The sequence below is a fragment of the Jiulongibacter sp. NS-SX5 genome (assembly GCF_052828545.1).
In genome coordinates this window covers 1,192,384-1,206,970 of record NZ_CM128248.1, presented here as the reverse complement: position 1 = coordinate 1,206,970, position 14,587 = coordinate 1,192,384, and the positions used below count along the sequence as shown (strand labels likewise).

At 38.8% G+C, this 14,587-nt stretch carries 17 protein-coding genes; 4 read left to right on the top strand and 13 right to left on the bottom strand.

The genetic code is table 11. The features are described 5' to 3' along the window. Window positions 1–660 (top strand): hexitol phosphatase HxpB, encoded by a 660-nt coding sequence (hxpB, locus tag ACUXV0_RS05465; RefSeq protein ID WP_446192059.1) that lies wholly within the window; start codon window positions 1–3, stop codon window positions 658–660. A 71-nt stretch (window positions 661–731) separates the two neighbouring features. On the opposite strand, the gene ACUXV0_RS05460 is transcribed toward hxpB, so the two are convergent. The 3 genes from ACUXV0_RS05460 to ACUXV0_RS05450 form a co-directional block, all read right to left on the bottom strand. Continuing rightward, entirely contained in the window at window positions 732–1,163 is a 432-nt protein-coding gene (locus tag ACUXV0_RS05460) for a hypothetical protein (RefSeq protein ID WP_446192058.1), read from the bottom strand. A 321-nt stretch (window positions 1,164–1,484) separates the two neighbouring features. Further along, complete coding sequence (locus ACUXV0_RS05455; protein WP_446192057.1) at window positions 1,485–2,420, bottom strand: mechanosensitive ion channel family protein; 936 nt, start codon at window positions 2,418–2,420, stop codon at window positions 1,485–1,487. A gap of 171 nt (window positions 2,421–2,591) precedes the next feature. Further along, window positions 2,592–3,191 carry a nitroreductase family protein gene (locus ACUXV0_RS05450; RefSeq protein WP_446192056.1) on the bottom strand — a complete coding sequence of 200 codons (600 nt, stop codon included), beginning with the start codon at window positions 3,189–3,191 and terminating at the stop codon, window positions 2,592–2,594. 105 nt (window positions 3,192–3,296) lie between these two features. Here ACUXV0_RS05450 and ACUXV0_RS05445 point away from each other — a divergent pair, with 105 nt between their 5' ends. Further along, window positions 3,297–3,641, top strand: a complete 345-nt coding sequence (locus ACUXV0_RS05445) for a winged helix-turn-helix transcriptional regulator (RefSeq protein ID WP_446192055.1) — start codon at window positions 3,297–3,299, stop codon at window positions 3,639–3,641. A 119-nt stretch (window positions 3,642–3,760) separates the two neighbouring features. After that, entirely contained in the window at window positions 3,761–4,819 is a 1,059-nt protein-coding gene (locus ACUXV0_RS05440) for a zinc-binding metallopeptidase family protein (RefSeq protein ID WP_446192054.1), read from the top strand. Here ACUXV0_RS05440 and ACUXV0_RS05435 read toward each other — a convergent pair. From ACUXV0_RS05435 to ACUXV0_RS05400, 8 genes are all read right to left on the bottom strand, one after another. Continuing rightward, a complete protein-coding gene (locus tag ACUXV0_RS05435) occupies window positions 4,816–5,460 on the bottom strand; it encodes a YdeI/OmpD-associated family protein (protein WP_446192053.1) in 645 nt (214 codons plus the stop codon). The two genes, ACUXV0_RS05440 and ACUXV0_RS05435, sit on opposite strands and share 4 nt — an antisense overlap. 69 nt (window positions 5,461–5,529) lie before the next feature. Beyond that, entirely contained in the window at window positions 5,530–6,330 is an 801-nt protein-coding gene (proC, locus tag ACUXV0_RS05430; RefSeq protein ID WP_446192799.1) for a pyrroline-5-carboxylate reductase, read from the bottom strand. 203 nt (window positions 6,331–6,533) lie between these two features. Beyond that, the gene (locus ACUXV0_RS05425; protein ID WP_446192052.1) at window positions 6,534–7,427 is read right to left on the bottom strand and encodes an NAD-dependent epimerase/dehydratase family protein; all 894 of its coding nucleotides are present in this window, start codon (window positions 7,425–7,427) and stop codon (window positions 6,534–6,536) included. Between the two features lie 59 nt (window positions 7,428–7,486). Then, window positions 7,487–8,164 carry a hypothetical protein gene (locus ACUXV0_RS05420; RefSeq protein ID WP_446192051.1) on the bottom strand — a complete coding sequence of 226 codons (678 nt, stop codon included), beginning with the start codon at window positions 8,162–8,164 and terminating at the stop codon, window positions 7,487–7,489. Between the two features lie 46 nt (window positions 8,165–8,210). Beyond that, a complete protein-coding gene (locus ACUXV0_RS05415) occupies window positions 8,211–8,492 on the bottom strand; it encodes an antibiotic biosynthesis monooxygenase family protein (RefSeq protein WP_446192050.1) in 282 nt (93 codons plus the stop codon). An 82-nt stretch (window positions 8,493–8,574) separates the two neighbouring features. Continuing rightward, a complete protein-coding gene (locus ACUXV0_RS05410; protein ID WP_446192049.1) occupies window positions 8,575–9,759 on the bottom strand; it encodes an MFS transporter in 1,185 nt (394 codons plus the stop codon). A gap of 126 nt (window positions 9,760–9,885) precedes the next feature. Next, window positions 9,886–10,860, bottom strand: coding sequence for an OmpA family protein (locus ACUXV0_RS05405; protein WP_446192048.1), 975 nt, complete (start codon window positions 10,858–10,860; stop codon window positions 9,886–9,888). Window positions 10,861–10,993: 133 nt separating this feature from the next. Further along, entirely contained in the window at window positions 10,994–11,248 is a 255-nt protein-coding gene (locus ACUXV0_RS05400; RefSeq protein WP_446192047.1) for a hypothetical protein, read from the bottom strand. Between the two features lie 270 nt (window positions 11,249–11,518). On the opposite strand from ACUXV0_RS05400, the gene ACUXV0_RS05395 reads away from it, so the two are divergent. Further along, on the top strand, window positions 11,519–11,974 hold the full coding sequence (locus ACUXV0_RS05395) for a hypothetical protein (RefSeq protein ID WP_446192046.1): 456 nt from the start codon (window positions 11,519–11,521) through the stop codon (window positions 11,972–11,974). Between the two features lie 3 nt (window positions 11,975–11,977). Here the strand turns inward: ACUXV0_RS05395 and ACUXV0_RS05390 are convergent, their stop codons facing one another. Together ACUXV0_RS05390 and ACUXV0_RS05385 are read right to left on the bottom strand one after the other, a co-directional pair. Further along, a complete protein-coding gene (locus ACUXV0_RS05390) occupies window positions 11,978–12,253 on the bottom strand; it encodes a hypothetical protein (protein WP_446192045.1) in 276 nt (91 codons plus the stop codon). 380 nt (window positions 12,254–12,633) lie between these two features. After that, window positions 12,634–14,466: a hypothetical protein gene (locus ACUXV0_RS05385; RefSeq protein WP_446192044.1), complete on the bottom strand. Its 1,833-nt coding sequence runs from the start codon at window positions 14,464–14,466 to the stop codon at window positions 12,634–12,636. Window positions 14,467–14,587 lie beyond the last annotated feature (121 nt).

Sequence of the window (14,587 nt, the reverse complement as noted above, 5' to 3'; positions counted from 1 at the left end):
ATGATAATAGCAGATAAAATAAAGGCAGTCATTTTTGATATGGATGGGCTTCTGGTAAATTCAGAACCTTGCTGGCATGATGCCGAAAAAATAGTTTTTGGAAGAGTTGGCCTTGAGTTAACCACAGAAAATTGCCTTGAAACTACGGGTAAGCCTGTTAAAGACGTTATCCAGTATTGGTTTGAGAAAAGACCATGGGTAAATCCGGAGTTTGACCAAATGGAGGCTGATTTATTTGCAGAAGCTACCAAAGCCATCAAAGGAACTGCCGAATTAATGCCAGGTTTTCTAAATGCCATCTGGCTGGCAGAGCAAAAAGGCTGGAAAATAGGGCTGGCTTCAGCCTCACCAATACCTATGATTGAGATGGTTTTGGCTAAGTTTGAATTGACACACCGTTTCCATTTTTATCATTCTGCCGAGTTAGAAGAGTTTAATAAGCCGCATCCGGCGGTGTATCTCTCTGTGGCTAAAAGGCTTCAGGTACCTATAGAAAACTGTTTAATTTTAGAGGACTCAGGGGGTGGCGTAAAAGGTGCTGTGGCATCCCGGGCTCAGGTGATAGCTGTTCCATCTCCGCATGAATATGATGAGCCAAAATTCAAAATTGCGAATCTACGATTACGCAGTCTTGAAGACCTGGAAAGAGTAGTAGGGTAGATACAAAAAAACAGACCACCCAGAAGGCGGTCCGTTTCCATCATTACTCAAAACTATTACTCATTTAACCCTTAATATCTTCTACCGTATCTGCCGAAATTGTCTACGGGTGCACGGTCATTATCTCTGTTGTTTCTTTTGATCATTCTATTCAGCTTGATCAAATCATTTTCCAACTCTCTGAATTCGTTATTGGTCATTCTGCCGTTTCTCAGCATCCTGTTTTCTTTCATCTCTATTCGCTCGGCCACACTCAGGAGTCTTGCTGCTTCAGAGGAGTTAATCGTCCCTCTCACAATTCCGTCAGCTATACGCTCACGAGCCTCTCTCTGCATAACGTTTATCTTTCCTGCTACCCCTCTGGCACTACGAGCCGTGGTGTATCCTTTGCTGTAGTTTTTGCTATATCCGTTTCGGGCCTGAGACCTGTTTACTGGATATTGAGCATTTGTGGTACCTACGAAAAACAAACTCAAAACGATGACGGCAAATAACTTTTTCATAATTGATAACTATTGTAATTGTTAGAATTGAGATTGAATACAACTATGTGTTTGTTTCAATCATTTGCCTCTTAGATGTAGGTATAGAGTCTCTGGTTTAATGGACTGATTGTTAATGAATGTTAACAGGAAAAAGTCCAAAGTTTTTGTCTCGCGGAGGCAATTTTCTACCCCTCATCTGACGTTATCATTGCAAAGAGTTTAAAATTTATTTGATCGTCACCGGTCAATAATTAAATGGCTTAAAATAGTGGTTTATTTTAGGGGTTAGATAAAAGCCTCCGGTCTCCGGTGGCTTTTTCTTTTTTACCCTGCACTACCTTAATTCGCCTGACTTTCGGCTAGTCCATTTTGCATTAAATGCAATTTCATTTCTGATAGTTTTTCTCCGCCTTTGATACCAAAATCGAGTGTTCTGATCGGATAAGGTATCATGATGTCGGCCTTATCAAACGCTTCTTTTATTGACATAATGGCTTCGCTCCTCATAGCCAAATAGCTCGGGTGATCAGGATATTCTATCCAGAATTTAATCTCAAAATCTATGGAACTTCCACCGAAGCCGGAATATGTGAAAATGGTATTCTCGTGGTCGATAACATTGTCCATATTTTTAATGGTATCTAGCACCACTTCTTTTACTCTTCTTAAGTTCTCTCCGTAAGACACACCTACGGCTATATCAATTCTTCTTTTACCATAGGTGGTATAATTGACTATGGCATCTTGCAGAATTGTAGAATTTGGTATAAAGACTTCCTGTCCTTGAAAGGTCTTGATGGTGGTAACTCTAAGGTTGGTATCCATTACTGTTCCCATATGATCAGCAACTTCAATGATGTCCCCGACATTAACCGGACTTCTTACCGCCAGTATAACCCCAGATATAAAATTGGAGGCGATGTCTTGAAAAGCAAAACCTAAAGCCAAGCCAATGACACCGACACCTGCAAGGAGTGAGGTTACTGTTTTGTCCAGCTCTAGAATTCCTAGGGCAACAAATAGACCAAGCACAATCACTCCGAAATACACAACTCTGGTGAGAAGGTTTTGCAGGGCAATATTCCCCGTGGTCTTTGTCATGACCTTGCCAGTCAAGTTCTTTGCTAGCTTAGCCAGTAATATAAAAGCGGCCATGACTAACAATGCCACTAGAAAGTTGGGTAGCATTGTGATTCCTGTTTCTGCCCAGTTATTGAGTTTTTCCAGGATTAGTTTTATGGGTTCGCTATATGATGATAAATCTATTTCGAGCATAGTCGTTTTGATGTTTGACTAAATACCGAAAAAGTCTGTTCCGTCAGTAAGAAAGCAGTTGCCGTGGCCTGGTTTTCACAGTAGTAGAATATTCTCTACACTTATGCTTTTAACATAAAAAAAATACCCCTGCCGTATGACAGAGGTATAATTTGGGAGTGATGTCAAACCTTATGCCTCGGCCAAAACAAGCTCTTCAGGGTATCTGCTTTTAGGTTTTATAGCAGGCTGATTTTGATCTTCTTCATCACGATAACCAATTGCTACTGCCACCAAGGTCTCATGAGCTTCATCACCTAGAATTGCGTCATATTTAGAAGCCTCAATCCCTTCCATTGGCGTGGCGTCGATGCCCATATCGGCACAAGCAGCCAGAAATATGCCCAGTGAAAGATAGACCTGTCTGCCAAACCAGGCTTTAATTTCATTTTCTCCCAAAGGCTTAAGCATAGAACGGTAATAGTTAACAGCACCCTCTGGCAGAAACTCGCTAATATTCTTTTCAAAAACATCGATGTCCTTAATTCTACTGAAGACTACCACTGTGTCGGCATTATTCACTTTGATATCATTAAAGTAAGATGCTTTCGCCAGTTCGGCTTTCTTTTCGTCTTTTGAGACAAAAGTGAATTTCCATGGCTGGCTATTGATAGATGATGGACTGAGATGCAAAATCTCTTTTAATTCCTCTATTTTTTTTGGATCAATCTTCTTTGAGGCATCATACTTTTTGGTCGTATAACGCTCTTGCATTGCTTTTAAAAAACTCATAATATTGTCTCTATAATTAAACTATCAAAAATATAGTTGCAAAACTAAGTATAGTGTAATTATGTTCCAATAACGGTCAAAAAGGATAGTTACAAAAAGTATAGTATGTATCAGATCAAAGGAAAGGAATACCCTTGCTGCACCAGCGTTACCATGGGGCTCATTGGCGGAAAGTGGAAAACCGTAATTCTTTATCATCTTCTCTCAGGCCCTTTACGATATAATGAGCTAAAAAAAGGTATTGGAGTGGTAACTGAACGTACGCTGAGTTTACAGCTGAAGCAATTAGAAGATGATGGCTTAGTGAATAGAAAGGTTTATACCAGTAAACCGCCGTTAAAAGTTGAATATACACTGACAGATTTTGGCGAGAGCCTTCGACCATTACTGGAAGGTATTGCTGAATGGGGCGTGAAGGCTATTCAAAACCACGGTAAAAAGGTTGCCTAGGCAAATTTTAATTACTGAAGTGTTATCAAGTGACTTTGCGTACTCAAAATTTGGGAAAGTATTCACCATCGATAAATCTGAAAAGCTAATTTTGTGCATTCTTTTATAAACAGATCAGAATGAAAATCTTCCAGTGCACCAGCTGCTTTCAACCCGTTTTTTTTGAGAATTCATACTGCGAAAACTGTAATTCTACTTTGGGTTATCTTGATAGTAACTATCAAATGGTTGCTCTAAATTCTGCTCAGCAGCAGTGGACTATCAATGGAATAGACTATAAATTCTGTAAAAACAAGAATCACCATGTCTGCAACTGGCTGGTGCCTGCAGCAAGCATATCGGGCTATTGTACAGCTTGTGATTTAAATAAAACTATTCCCAATATCTCTATCCCGGAAAATTACAAACGCTGGCAGAAGCTGGAGTTGGCGAAGCATCGTTTGATATACTCTCTTCAAAAGCTAAATCTGCCGATTGTCAGTAAACATAAGGATGAAGAAAATGGGCTGGCATTTGATTTTTTATCGGCCAAGGTGAAAGATAAGGATGGTAAACCTATCATGACTGGTCATATGAACGGCCTTATCACTATCGTACTTTCAGAAGCAGATTCTGTGAGTAGAGAGCAGATTAGAAAATCACTAAAAGAGCCTTATCGTACGCTGGCAGGTCATTTCAGACATGAAGTGGCACACTATTACTGGACTTCGCTGGTTTTTCAGAAACCAGAGGTTTTACAAGCCTTTCGTGATTTATTTGGTGATGAAACGGTGAGTTATAAGGATTCTCTGGAGACCTACTATAAAAATGGAGCACCTGAAAACTGGAGAACTAACTTTATCAGCAAATATGCTACCGCTCACCCTTGGGAAGACTGGGCAGAAACCTGGGCTCATTATCTGCATATCATCAATACCATGGACACGGCCTATCATTTTGGTTTGAATGGTGACCCACATTTGCCGAACACAGAGCATATGGAAATCATAAGCTTTGATCCTTATCAAAATGTAGAATTCAAGAAGATATTAGAGGAAACGGTTCCTTTGTTTTTTGCGATCAACAGCCTAAACAGATCAATGGGTATTCCTGATATATATCCATTCGTAATCTCTGATGCCGTGAAGGTCAAATTAGAGTTTATACATCGGTTACTCTTAAATCAGCGTTTTTCTTAGACTTCTTTCAGCTTTTTGTGTGAGCCGTCACATGTGGGCATTTTGCCGGATAGTCCACAGACGCAGTCATGAAAACCATAGCCTTTCAGGATTCTGGAACTATATTTCTCTATTCTTGCCGTTTTGGTTTTGGATTGCTTGGCACGATTGAAGTATAGTAAATAACCTTTTTGACGACCAGGCGTTAGATTTTCAAAAGCAGATTGCAGATCCGGATTAGCCGTAAACTTTTCTGAAAGCTCTTCCGGAAATTCGTATTCAGAAACAGCCTTTGACTCTACCTTAAGTTTTGCTTTTTCCACCTCCATCGCTTCAAAAACATAGGCTTTGATGGTTTTCTCTAGTTGATGTATTTCGTCAACTGAGGTAAACTTGAAAAAGCGGGAAGATTGACTGTTTTCGCCTGGTTTTTCTAAATGGCCTTTTTCATCAGAGAGAAGAGAGCCTTTGAAGAAATTTAACGAACAAAACTCCTTGAAACCAGCGAGGATCACCACATTGCCACCTTGATGGCTGTAACAAGCAGATCGCCATTTGAAGTCTTCCTGAAGGCCACAATCCAATAAAAATTCCCGAAGAGCCAATAGCTCATCCTGCCACTTTTGCAGACCGTTGAAATAGTCTTCTTCTTTTTTGTTCATCCTCGCTTATTTAATAGTACAAGTTAGAGCTTTCACGTAGAATTTCAGATCAACCCTTCGGGAAATAAATTACATTTTACTCAGTTCAATTGCTCTGTCGTAACAGGCAATCATCCCCTTAACGATACCCTCATTGACCTTCTCAGCATCAAAGGTATTCAGTGCTTCACGCGTAGTACCGCCTTTGGAGGCTACCATATTCATCCATTCGGTAGGAGTGAGTTCACCTTGGCTGTATTGCTCCAATGCCCCGGCAAAAGTCTGAGTTACTAATGTTTTTGCGGTTTCATCATCATATCCGTAATGCTTAGCTCCGTCTAGCATGGCCTGAATAAAATAGAAAATATAGGCAGGGCCACTACCACTTACGGCTGTTGAGGTATTGATATCATCCTCTTTAGATATTCGGAGTGATTTGCCTGTTGAGCCTAACATTTGGTCGACCAGTTCTACCTCTGCTGCCGCAATATTTTCAGGAGCATAGAAGGTGGTCATGCCTTTATTGACCTGAGAAGGCAGATTAGGCATTGCCCTAACCACCTTGTTTAATCCAAGGGCGTTTTGGATACTTTCGATAGTTACACCGGCCATAACAGAGATGATCAATTGCTCTGCTTTTACCATCGGCTTAATCTGCTCAAATAGCCCATCTTTATGTTGTGGTTTTACTGCCACCATAATGGCATCAGCCGCCGAGACGCATTGACTAAGGTCTGTATATGTATCAAAAACACCTTCTTCGGCAAGTTTTTGCATTTTGGCTTCATCCATATCCATAATCATAACCTTTTCGCCCATGATATTGGAATTGGCAATAGCTTTGGCATAAGTGAGCCCCATATTACCGGCTCCTATCACTAATAATTTCATCAATCGTTCAAAATTTTAACGGTTCTGGGTTCTTATTAAACCGTTAGTTCTTAAAATGTACCAAATAGTCTCTCTATTTGGCCAGGGAGTATAAGCAAAGAGGGTTTTGCTATCAAGTCTAGCCCCATAAGTTTTTGAAAAGATTTACGGCTTAATGCTGAATCTCGTTCAGGTCAAGGCCAATGCGGTTTACCAGCAGTGACTTATGAAGCAGAAACGTACTTGCTCCAATGGTGTTCTTCTTTAAAACCGAGTACTTCTTTTATTTTCTTATTAGAAAATAGAGCTTCATGTTCGCCCATTTCTCTGCTTAAGGGAACACCAGGGAAGAATTGCTCCGCAAGCTCTTTCGTAGGTATAATGGCCCCGTTATGGTCATTGCCTGCGTTAAAAACCTGATATCCTAGTCCATCTTTTTGAAGACAAAGGTCCACAATCTGACCAAGATCACGGGCATCGATATAGCAAAAGGCATTTCTTCGTCTCACCTCAGGATGTTTAAAATAATGCGGGAAAAGCTCCTGATACTCATGAGGTTCTATCACATTTCCGATGCGAAGAGCATAAATGTCAATCCCCGAACGACGTTGAAAACTCTCGGCCGTTTTTTCATTGACCACTTTTGATAGACCATAACTATCCATAGGGTCCACATGATAATCTTCTTCCAAAGGCAAAACTTTTGGATCAGTGGGTCCATCGGAGAAGCAGATGCCATACGTAGTCTCAGAAGAGGCTATGATCACTTTCTTGATACCAAGTTTCACTGCTGCTTCTATGACGTTATAGGTGCCAATGGTATTGACCCTAAAGGTTTCATTATCAGGGGTGATCAATATTCTGGGTACTGCAGCAAAATGAACAACAGCGTCAAAGGGAGGTACGCCATTTCCTGGCTCCAGTTCATCTAAACCTGCATAGGAACTCATTGCATTAAACATTTGACCTGAGTCCGTGATATCTGCCTTTAGATTGTCAACTCCAGGATGATCAAGTGGAACTAAATCAACGTTTAGAACTCGATGACCTTTTTCTAATAGGTATGGAATAACATGCTTGCCGGCTTTGCCTGAGCCACCAGTAAAAAGAATACGCATAGGGTTAATTTCAGATTGAAAAATGACCATTATGGGTCAATTGGGTGTAAAGTTAGAAATTAACCCTCACAATATTTCTCATACAAATTCATGTATTCAAATATGATATCATCAGCTTCTGGTTTGAGGTCTTTTCGCAGCGACTTGTTCTCTTTCACCTTTGAATACACTTGAAAACAGCGGCAATATTCGCCATAGCGGAGGTATTTGGTTGATTCTATTAGGGCTGCCACCATATGGATGGTATAACTCTTTTGGCTCCTCCATGATGCAGAACGAGCAAAGGCAATAGCATTTTTGAGGTTTCTATCTTCAAAAGCCATCAAATAGGCATAGCAGATCAAAAGATCCGCAGGTGCATTATTTGTAAAGTCTTCTTCATCTATAAAGAACTGCTGCGAAGTGAAGTAAGAGAGAAAAAGTTGAGATAACCTTGGCTCATATTGGTCATAAACTAACCTGTTTAAGGCAGCTAGTTTGAGGTCTGCTCTATTGGTATCATTGGCCATGAACTCCATGATTTCCAGCGTGAGTACACCATCTGCCGCAGCGGCTTTCTGAACAATGCATTCATCCTCATAGGCTTTAAAAAAATGCGTAGAAGTGATGGGTGAGTCTGCTTTGCAATTGAAACTGCACACCATCAAAAAATGTAGAATGAGAATAAAATATTTCAAGCCTAAAGCATGCTGTTTGACAAACATTAATTGATCAGCAATGAATATAAATAAAGCCAATCTGTTGACTCAAATGTACTAGTTAAAACATGGAAGAAAACTTATTCTACGTTTTCAAGAGCTGGCTGATAGGCTTGGCTTTCATAAATTTTTGAAGATTTGCCAAGAGTTCTCCATGCTCTGCACTTTTTGACCAGTTCTTAAGATTTTCTACCGTGTCAAATCTTAAAAATAGAAGGATTCGCTCAGGATTTTGAATATCGCTGACTCTTTCAATACCCTCAAATCCTTGAAAATGTTGAAGTCTTTCTCTTTCTTGAATTATCCACTTGTCAAAGTATTGTTCACCTTCAACAGTCAACGTATGCTCTATAAATGCTGTGATCATGAGATCAAAGTTAGAAAAGACGCCTTAAGTTAAATAGAGTCTTTACAAACCTAAAAAAAGAGCCTGCCCCAACTAACTTAAGCTACTTCATTACTTTCATTCTGGAAACCAGAAGACTAATCATTACACCAAAAACGGCAATGAGTAAATAGGAGATACGTAGATTAAAGACTTCAGAAATATAGCCGATCATAGGAGGCCCGAGTAAAAAGCCTAGATAACTGATGCTGGATACAGCTGCTAAAGCCTTACTTGGCGGCATTCCTTTATGAGACCCAGTCATGCTAAATACAATGGGAATATTGGTAGAAACACCGAAGCCAACCATCAGGAAACCAATTACTGCCGTAGGAATGGTAGGATATACAACGGCTATCAATAAGCCTACCGCTATTAAGGCACCATTGATTTGCATGAGTCTTTTTTGACCAAATTTGGCAATGACTTTATTTCCTACAAATCTGCCGCTAGTCATCATGATCATAAAGCTGGCGTAGCCTAAGGTAACCAGCCCGCCTGTGGCACCCAGAACGTCTTTGAAATAAACACCACTCCAGTCAAACATGGCACCCTCACATGACATGGCAAAGAAACCGATAACACCCAGGGAGAGTAAAAAGCCATCGGGTTTGGTAAAGAACTTCTTCTTCTCGGCAGGGCTGCTCACATCGGCGAGTAGGTAATGAGAATTGAGAATAGTAGAACCTATAGCCACCACAGCCACCATCATGAAGTGATACATGGGTGATAATTGAAGAACGCCCATTAACAAGCCTATTAAAGCTCCTGCAAAACCCGCCAAACTCCATGATCCATGAAAAGAGGCCATAATTGGTCTGCGGTACATCTTCTCTGCTACCACAGCCTGAGTATTGATGGCGATATTGCTGATATTACCAGTAATACCAAAAATAAAGAGAGCAATGGCCAACTGAACCGGACTAGTGGCTAGCGAGAGCAATACCATTGCCAAGGCATACATTGGCGGAGCAAAGTGCATGATTTTTTTACTACCATACGTGCTGGCCAAATAACCTGAAAAAGGCATGGTGAGCATTTGACCCGCAGGCAAAGCAAAAAGTATAGAACCCATGGCTCCGTCAGAAAGCATCAATGCAGACTTGATATCTGGAATACGGCTTGCCCACGAGGCAAAACACAGTCCCTGAAAAAAGTAGAATGCCGAAACTGCAAATCTTACACGGGCTCTTACCGATTGTAAGTTTGTAGCTAAACCTCTGTCTGTGAGTTGGTAATTGATATTCATTCGCTCTGAATCTTTGTGCAAAATTCGGAAGAATGAAAACGAACATCCTTAAGGTTGACTCAGGGATTTTGATCTTTTATGATTATATCAAATTGAATATTAGGAGGGTTATATTTTTACACCTTGTTACCTCAATCTTTTCACAATCTCCACCCTACGGTTTAGCTTTTTGCCTTCCTCGGTTTCATTGGTGGTGACTGGGGCGAAAGGTCCTACGCCATTCGCATGCATTCTGTTTTGATTTACCCCTTGGTCAGTCAAATAGGTAATCACAGCTTCTGCACGCTGCTGAGAAAGCTCCATATTTAGGTCTAATGACCCAGTATCATCTGTATGGCCTGCCACATAAATATTGATATTCGGGTATTTTTGGAGGTATTCTACCACCAAAGAAAGCTCATGTTTTGATTCATCTTTAAGGGTTGCCTTGCCAGTTTCAAAGAGGATGCCGTAAAGGGCAATTTTTCCATTCATATCCATTTCTTCCTCAAACAAGGCAGAGGTGATCAATCCATCTTTCATTTTGGCTTCTTCCAAAATTTCAACTTGTATGCCGGGCTTATCACCAAAAGAGTTACCATCGATACCTACTTCTACATAGATTTTAGTGGTGGCGTTTTCAAAAATGCCTAATAGGAAGGCTTGGTCATCGCTGCCATTCAGTAAGATGTACTGGTCGGTATTATTATGTCTTTTTTCGTAGTAATTGGCATTGAAGAATTTAAGACCATAAAACTTTTTGTAGTCATCGCAGCCATCTGGGGCATATTTGCCTTTACAGCTAAAAAGTAGCGTACCTTTCCCATTTTTGATAGCCGACTCGTAATTTCTGAAAATCTCAAGTGGCGACACATTAGTTGGAGCTTCATAAAGAATTGAGGTGTGTTTCCCTTTACCCGTGACTATTTTAGAGGGTTCGGCGTCTTTGATTTCCTGCGGAAAATCCAGTTCAGCATATTCCTTGGTATAATAATATTTGATAGTAGAACCGGGGTAACGCCCTATGATCTCATGATCTTGACTTCCATTAACATCCTGAGCGAATGTAGGAAGGTAATAAAGGGAGATGCTGATGCAGAGTAAGAATGATTTAAGCTTCATTGGTTGTGATTTGTTTGCTCTTCAATACTAAAGTACAAAACATCCAATGCTGTATTTTTTCAAATGACTGGTTGGTATAATCTCAACTGTGAATGGTAAAGATATCTGTGTAGAGTGCAATCGCATAAGTCTGCTACGAGCGTCTTGCAATCTCCTCTTTGATAGCATTAGCCTTATCCTTTGATTTTTTAGAGTTGCGAGTGATCAAATAAATTAAGCCAGCTGGAATACCAACAGCGACCAGATTAAATCCTCCTGTAAAAATGGCATAGAGGGCTATTCCTACCAGACCTCCAATGGCTGCAGCAGAGTACATTTCAGACTTTTTGATTTTCTTTTGTTCCTCCTGAAGTTCTTGTAATGATAAGCTTGAATAGTTTTCTGTCATGATTGGGAGTTTAGACTTTGAGATCACAATTTAATTAAAAAATGCGTGTAAAGTCTTTATGGGGTGCTGCTGTCTATCAAATCATTGGCAAAGTTATTAGTTCAAACTTTTGCAGAGCAAACGGTAGTTCGGCATGGACTAAGAGATGCAAGGGCGGTTTCATTTTGAGAGTTTATTCTTATCAGAGAGCAGCGATAGATTTATGTTACTCCTTATATGTTTGCTTTTCAAAATTACAATTGACGATATTGCTTTTTTAAAGCTTTACTTATGAAAACCTACCCCCTCTATTTGGCTGTTATTGTAAGCCTTTTTTATGCCTGTGAATCATCTAAATCTAAAGAAGAGTTGGAGATTCAAGGCACCTGGAAGCTACAGACCGGTACATTGATCGTGAATGGTGATACTACGGTCACCGATTATACTACTGATCAATCCTTCATTAAAATCATCAATGATAGCCATTTTGCTTTTTTGCGTCATGATCTTGAACATGGTAAGGATAGCACTTATGCAATTTATTTTTCTGGAGGTGGTACGTATACCCTAAATGGAACGGACTATACAGAAAATCTGGAATACTGTACCTCCAGAGAGTGGGAGGGGCACTCTTTTCATTTTCAACTAAGTCTGGATGGGGATACACTTATTCAACAAGGCATCGAAGAAATCCCTGAACAAGGACTGAAACAATATAATATTGAGAAGTATTTGAAGGTGGAGTAGGTCTCAAGACGTTTGCTTGAATCTTCTTGAAATCTCCTTTTGAGCCTCAAGCATTTTCTTCAACAGAAGTTGTTTGCCAGGCAATATTCCTTTAATCTCGAGTTGAAGAATTAACTCAGTTTGATGATTACTGGCCGTGCAGGTCATGATTCGGTCTTCATCGATATTAAAAGAATAAAGCTTGAGGGTATCAGCCAAAATATCACCCTTATCTCTTAGTGTAAGCTCTGGTTCAACATAATAATATGGGAGGGAATCTTCATTCACTATAAATGGCACCTCACGATTATAGTCTTAACAGTTTTTGATGATTACATTGGTTTCAACATCATCAGTTTCGGTCCAATTGGTCAAAAAGACGGCAATGGCGGTGAATAGAAAGATCGAGGACAGTTTCATGGGTATTGTTTTCGCTGTTTAATGAGATATCTTTTCTAATGGTAGCTTTTAAATATCTTTTACGAAGTCATACGTATGAAGATTGGGGATTGTTATATTTAACGAGAGCTTTTCTTGATCTTTTAGCTATAAGAAGGTGATTCTAGATCTAAAGCAGTCTCTCTGAGAAAACCGTTAGACATTCGTTTAGAAGTCGAGAAGACTTCAAGGGTGGATTTTGCACAGAAAAGAAAATACTTTGTGAATTAGAGAAGCAATAGCTAAACATCCGTCAACTGCACATATTGGAAATTTTCCGAGGCCATTGGGTTTATTCTCCATTTAAAAAGCTCGATGAGAAATTCGTATTTCTTTATAATACTACTAGCCAAGGTTTTAGTTTCAGAGTCATTATTTGGATTATTTAAATAAGAAATTTGTTCTTCGTGCTTTTTCAATAACTGTCCCAGTATAGCCTCTCTTTCCTTCTCCATTTCTTTTTGTAAGTCAGGCATTAAACTATTTCTCATATGGTCTCGAATTAAATTTTTAGTGGAAGAGCCCAAATTGATTCCGTTCAAAATAGCTTCTGTCTTCAAAGTTTTATGGACAATCGAATCCAAGCCTTCATACATATCTTGAATAAACAATGGATTTAAAACTATATTGTTTCGTGTTTTTCCAACATTATGTTTAATTATCATCTTTTGAGAGGAGGGTAATAAGATGTCATAACTTGACTTTTTTATGAGTTTGTCATAGATTTTTTGGTTGATGGAAACAATTGGAAAAATAGTTGAACTTTCGTTCTGATAGGCTTCTACAAGAGCACCAGAAAAAAGCATATTATCATCAGAATAATATGAACCTATTGTTACATGTCCTCTTAGGTAGAAACCTGCTTTCATGAAGGTTTGTTGAAAAACGTTGAGAATAATTGCCATATTCAGAAACCCAATCTTTATATCAACCTCAAACTCGATATATGGAATTGAAATCACAATACAATCTGAAAACATCCTATGCTCGAGATTTTTAATAATCTCTTGATCGAGGGCTAACGCTAGGTGTTTGAAGGTCGTACTTACTGCCAAGTCAAAAGTGTTTTTTAATTCTTTCAGAACCATCGAGGATTTTTCGGTTTCATATTCATTAATCAATGCCTTGAATCCCAAAATATCAAGGAATGCTAAAATTCTGGGATGGGTATCAATTAAAGTTGGAAATAGATTTTTCGGCCCTTCAGTTATTTTAAAACCTGTTCCAACTCTTTCTCTCTGGGGGGTATCGTAAACTTCAATGTCGCATTTTTTTAAGACCTGAAGTATTAGTGTTTGGTTTCGTAAAGATATATCCTCACTTATGTTTGAAATGTCTTCTGAAGACATTTCAAGACAGTTTAAAATCTCAAATATCTCAAATTCGAACTCGTCAAAACCCGAAAGGTTATCACTTGATCTATATTGAAGTATTCTTCGAACCCATAGCTCTAATTCCAAGAATGAGTTCGAAAGAAAATAATTATTATTTTGATCAGTTTGATACTGATAGTGTAAGTCCTTAATATTTTTTTTAAATGCAAATGTGAAGTCATCGAAGGAGGTAATTAGTTCTTCATCTACAGTGATAATTAGATCAGATTTAGATCTAGTTATTTTTTCAAGGAGCCATGACCGAAACAAAAAGTCAGTTGCAAACTTGATTCCTTTATTAAATTCTAATTTTTGATCAATGTTAAAGTTGTTTCTAAGATAATCCCCAATAATATTTTCAATTATACCTTTAAAAATCACTGGAATTACCTCTTCAGATAGATAATTGATTGACCAGAAGAATTTTGTTTCTCCAGCATACGACTCTATCTTAAACAAATGGTCAAGGCCTTTCGGCTTTAATTTTGCATACTTTATTTCATGTTGCAGATAGAATTCGTTAATACTTTGCCATATATTTCGAGTAAATAATATTTGAATCTTAGGAATTTTATATTCAGGAAATTTCTCACAAAATTCTCCTAAAAATTTGTCTTCATATGGGCTTAGATAATTCTCTAGGTTCTTAATTAATTCATCACTTTGAAGTTCAGTGGAAAAAAATAAATCTAAATACTTCATTTGTTTGAGGGATCTTCTAGACTTAAATTTAACTTATAATTCAATTTACTAGATTAATAACTTGAGAAGTTATTGACTCTATTCTTGGCGTCTAAAAGATCTTAACCAGTCTTTCTAGGAA

Coding starts and splice junctions, on each gene's coding strand:
- hxpB (WP_446192059.1), top strand. CDS start 1: ATGATAATAGCAGATAAAATAAAGGCAGTCATTTTTGATATGGATGGG.
- ACUXV0_RS05460 (WP_446192058.1), bottom strand. CDS start 1,163: ATGAAAAAGTTATTTGCCGTCATCGTTTTGAGTTTGTTTTTCGTAGGT.
- ACUXV0_RS05455 (WP_446192057.1), bottom strand. CDS start 2,420: ATGCTCGAAATAGATTTATCATCATATAGCGAACCCATAAAACTAATC.
- ACUXV0_RS05450 (WP_446192056.1), bottom strand. CDS start 3,191: ATGAGTTTTTTAAAAGCAATGCAAGAGCGTTATACGACCAAAAAGTAT.
- ACUXV0_RS05445 (WP_446192055.1), top strand. CDS start 3,297: ATGTATCAGATCAAAGGAAAGGAATACCCTTGCTGCACCAGCGTTACC.
- ACUXV0_RS05440 (WP_446192054.1), top strand. CDS start 3,761: ATGAAAATCTTCCAGTGCACCAGCTGCTTTCAACCCGTTTTTTTTGAG.
- ACUXV0_RS05435 (WP_446192053.1), bottom strand. CDS start 5,460: ATGAACAAAAAAGAAGAAGACTATTTCAACGGTCTGCAAAAGTGGCAG.
- proC (WP_446192799.1), bottom strand. CDS start 6,330: ATGAAATTATTAGTGATAGGAGCCGGTAATATGGGGCTCACTTATGCC.
- ACUXV0_RS05425 (WP_446192052.1), bottom strand. CDS start 7,427: ATGCGTATTCTTTTTACTGGTGGCTCAGGCAAAGCCGGCAAGCATGTT.
- ACUXV0_RS05415 (WP_446192050.1), bottom strand. CDS start 8,492: ATGATCACAGCATTTATAGAGCATACGTTGACTGTTGAAGGTGAACAA.
- ACUXV0_RS05410 (WP_446192049.1), bottom strand. CDS start 9,759: ATGAATATCAATTACCAACTCACAGACAGAGGTTTAGCTACAAACTTA.
- ACUXV0_RS05405 (WP_446192048.1), bottom strand. CDS start 10,860: ATGAAGCTTAAATCATTCTTACTCTGCATCAGCATCTCCCTTTATTAC.
- ACUXV0_RS05400 (WP_446192047.1), bottom strand. CDS start 11,248: ATGACAGAAAACTATTCAAGCTTATCATTACAAGAACTTCAGGAGGAA.
- ACUXV0_RS05395 (WP_446192046.1), top strand. CDS start 11,519: ATGAAAACCTACCCCCTCTATTTGGCTGTTATTGTAAGCCTTTTTTAT.
- ACUXV0_RS05385 (WP_446192044.1), bottom strand. CDS start 14,466: ATGAAGTATTTAGATTTATTTTTTTCCACTGAACTTCAAAGTGATGAA.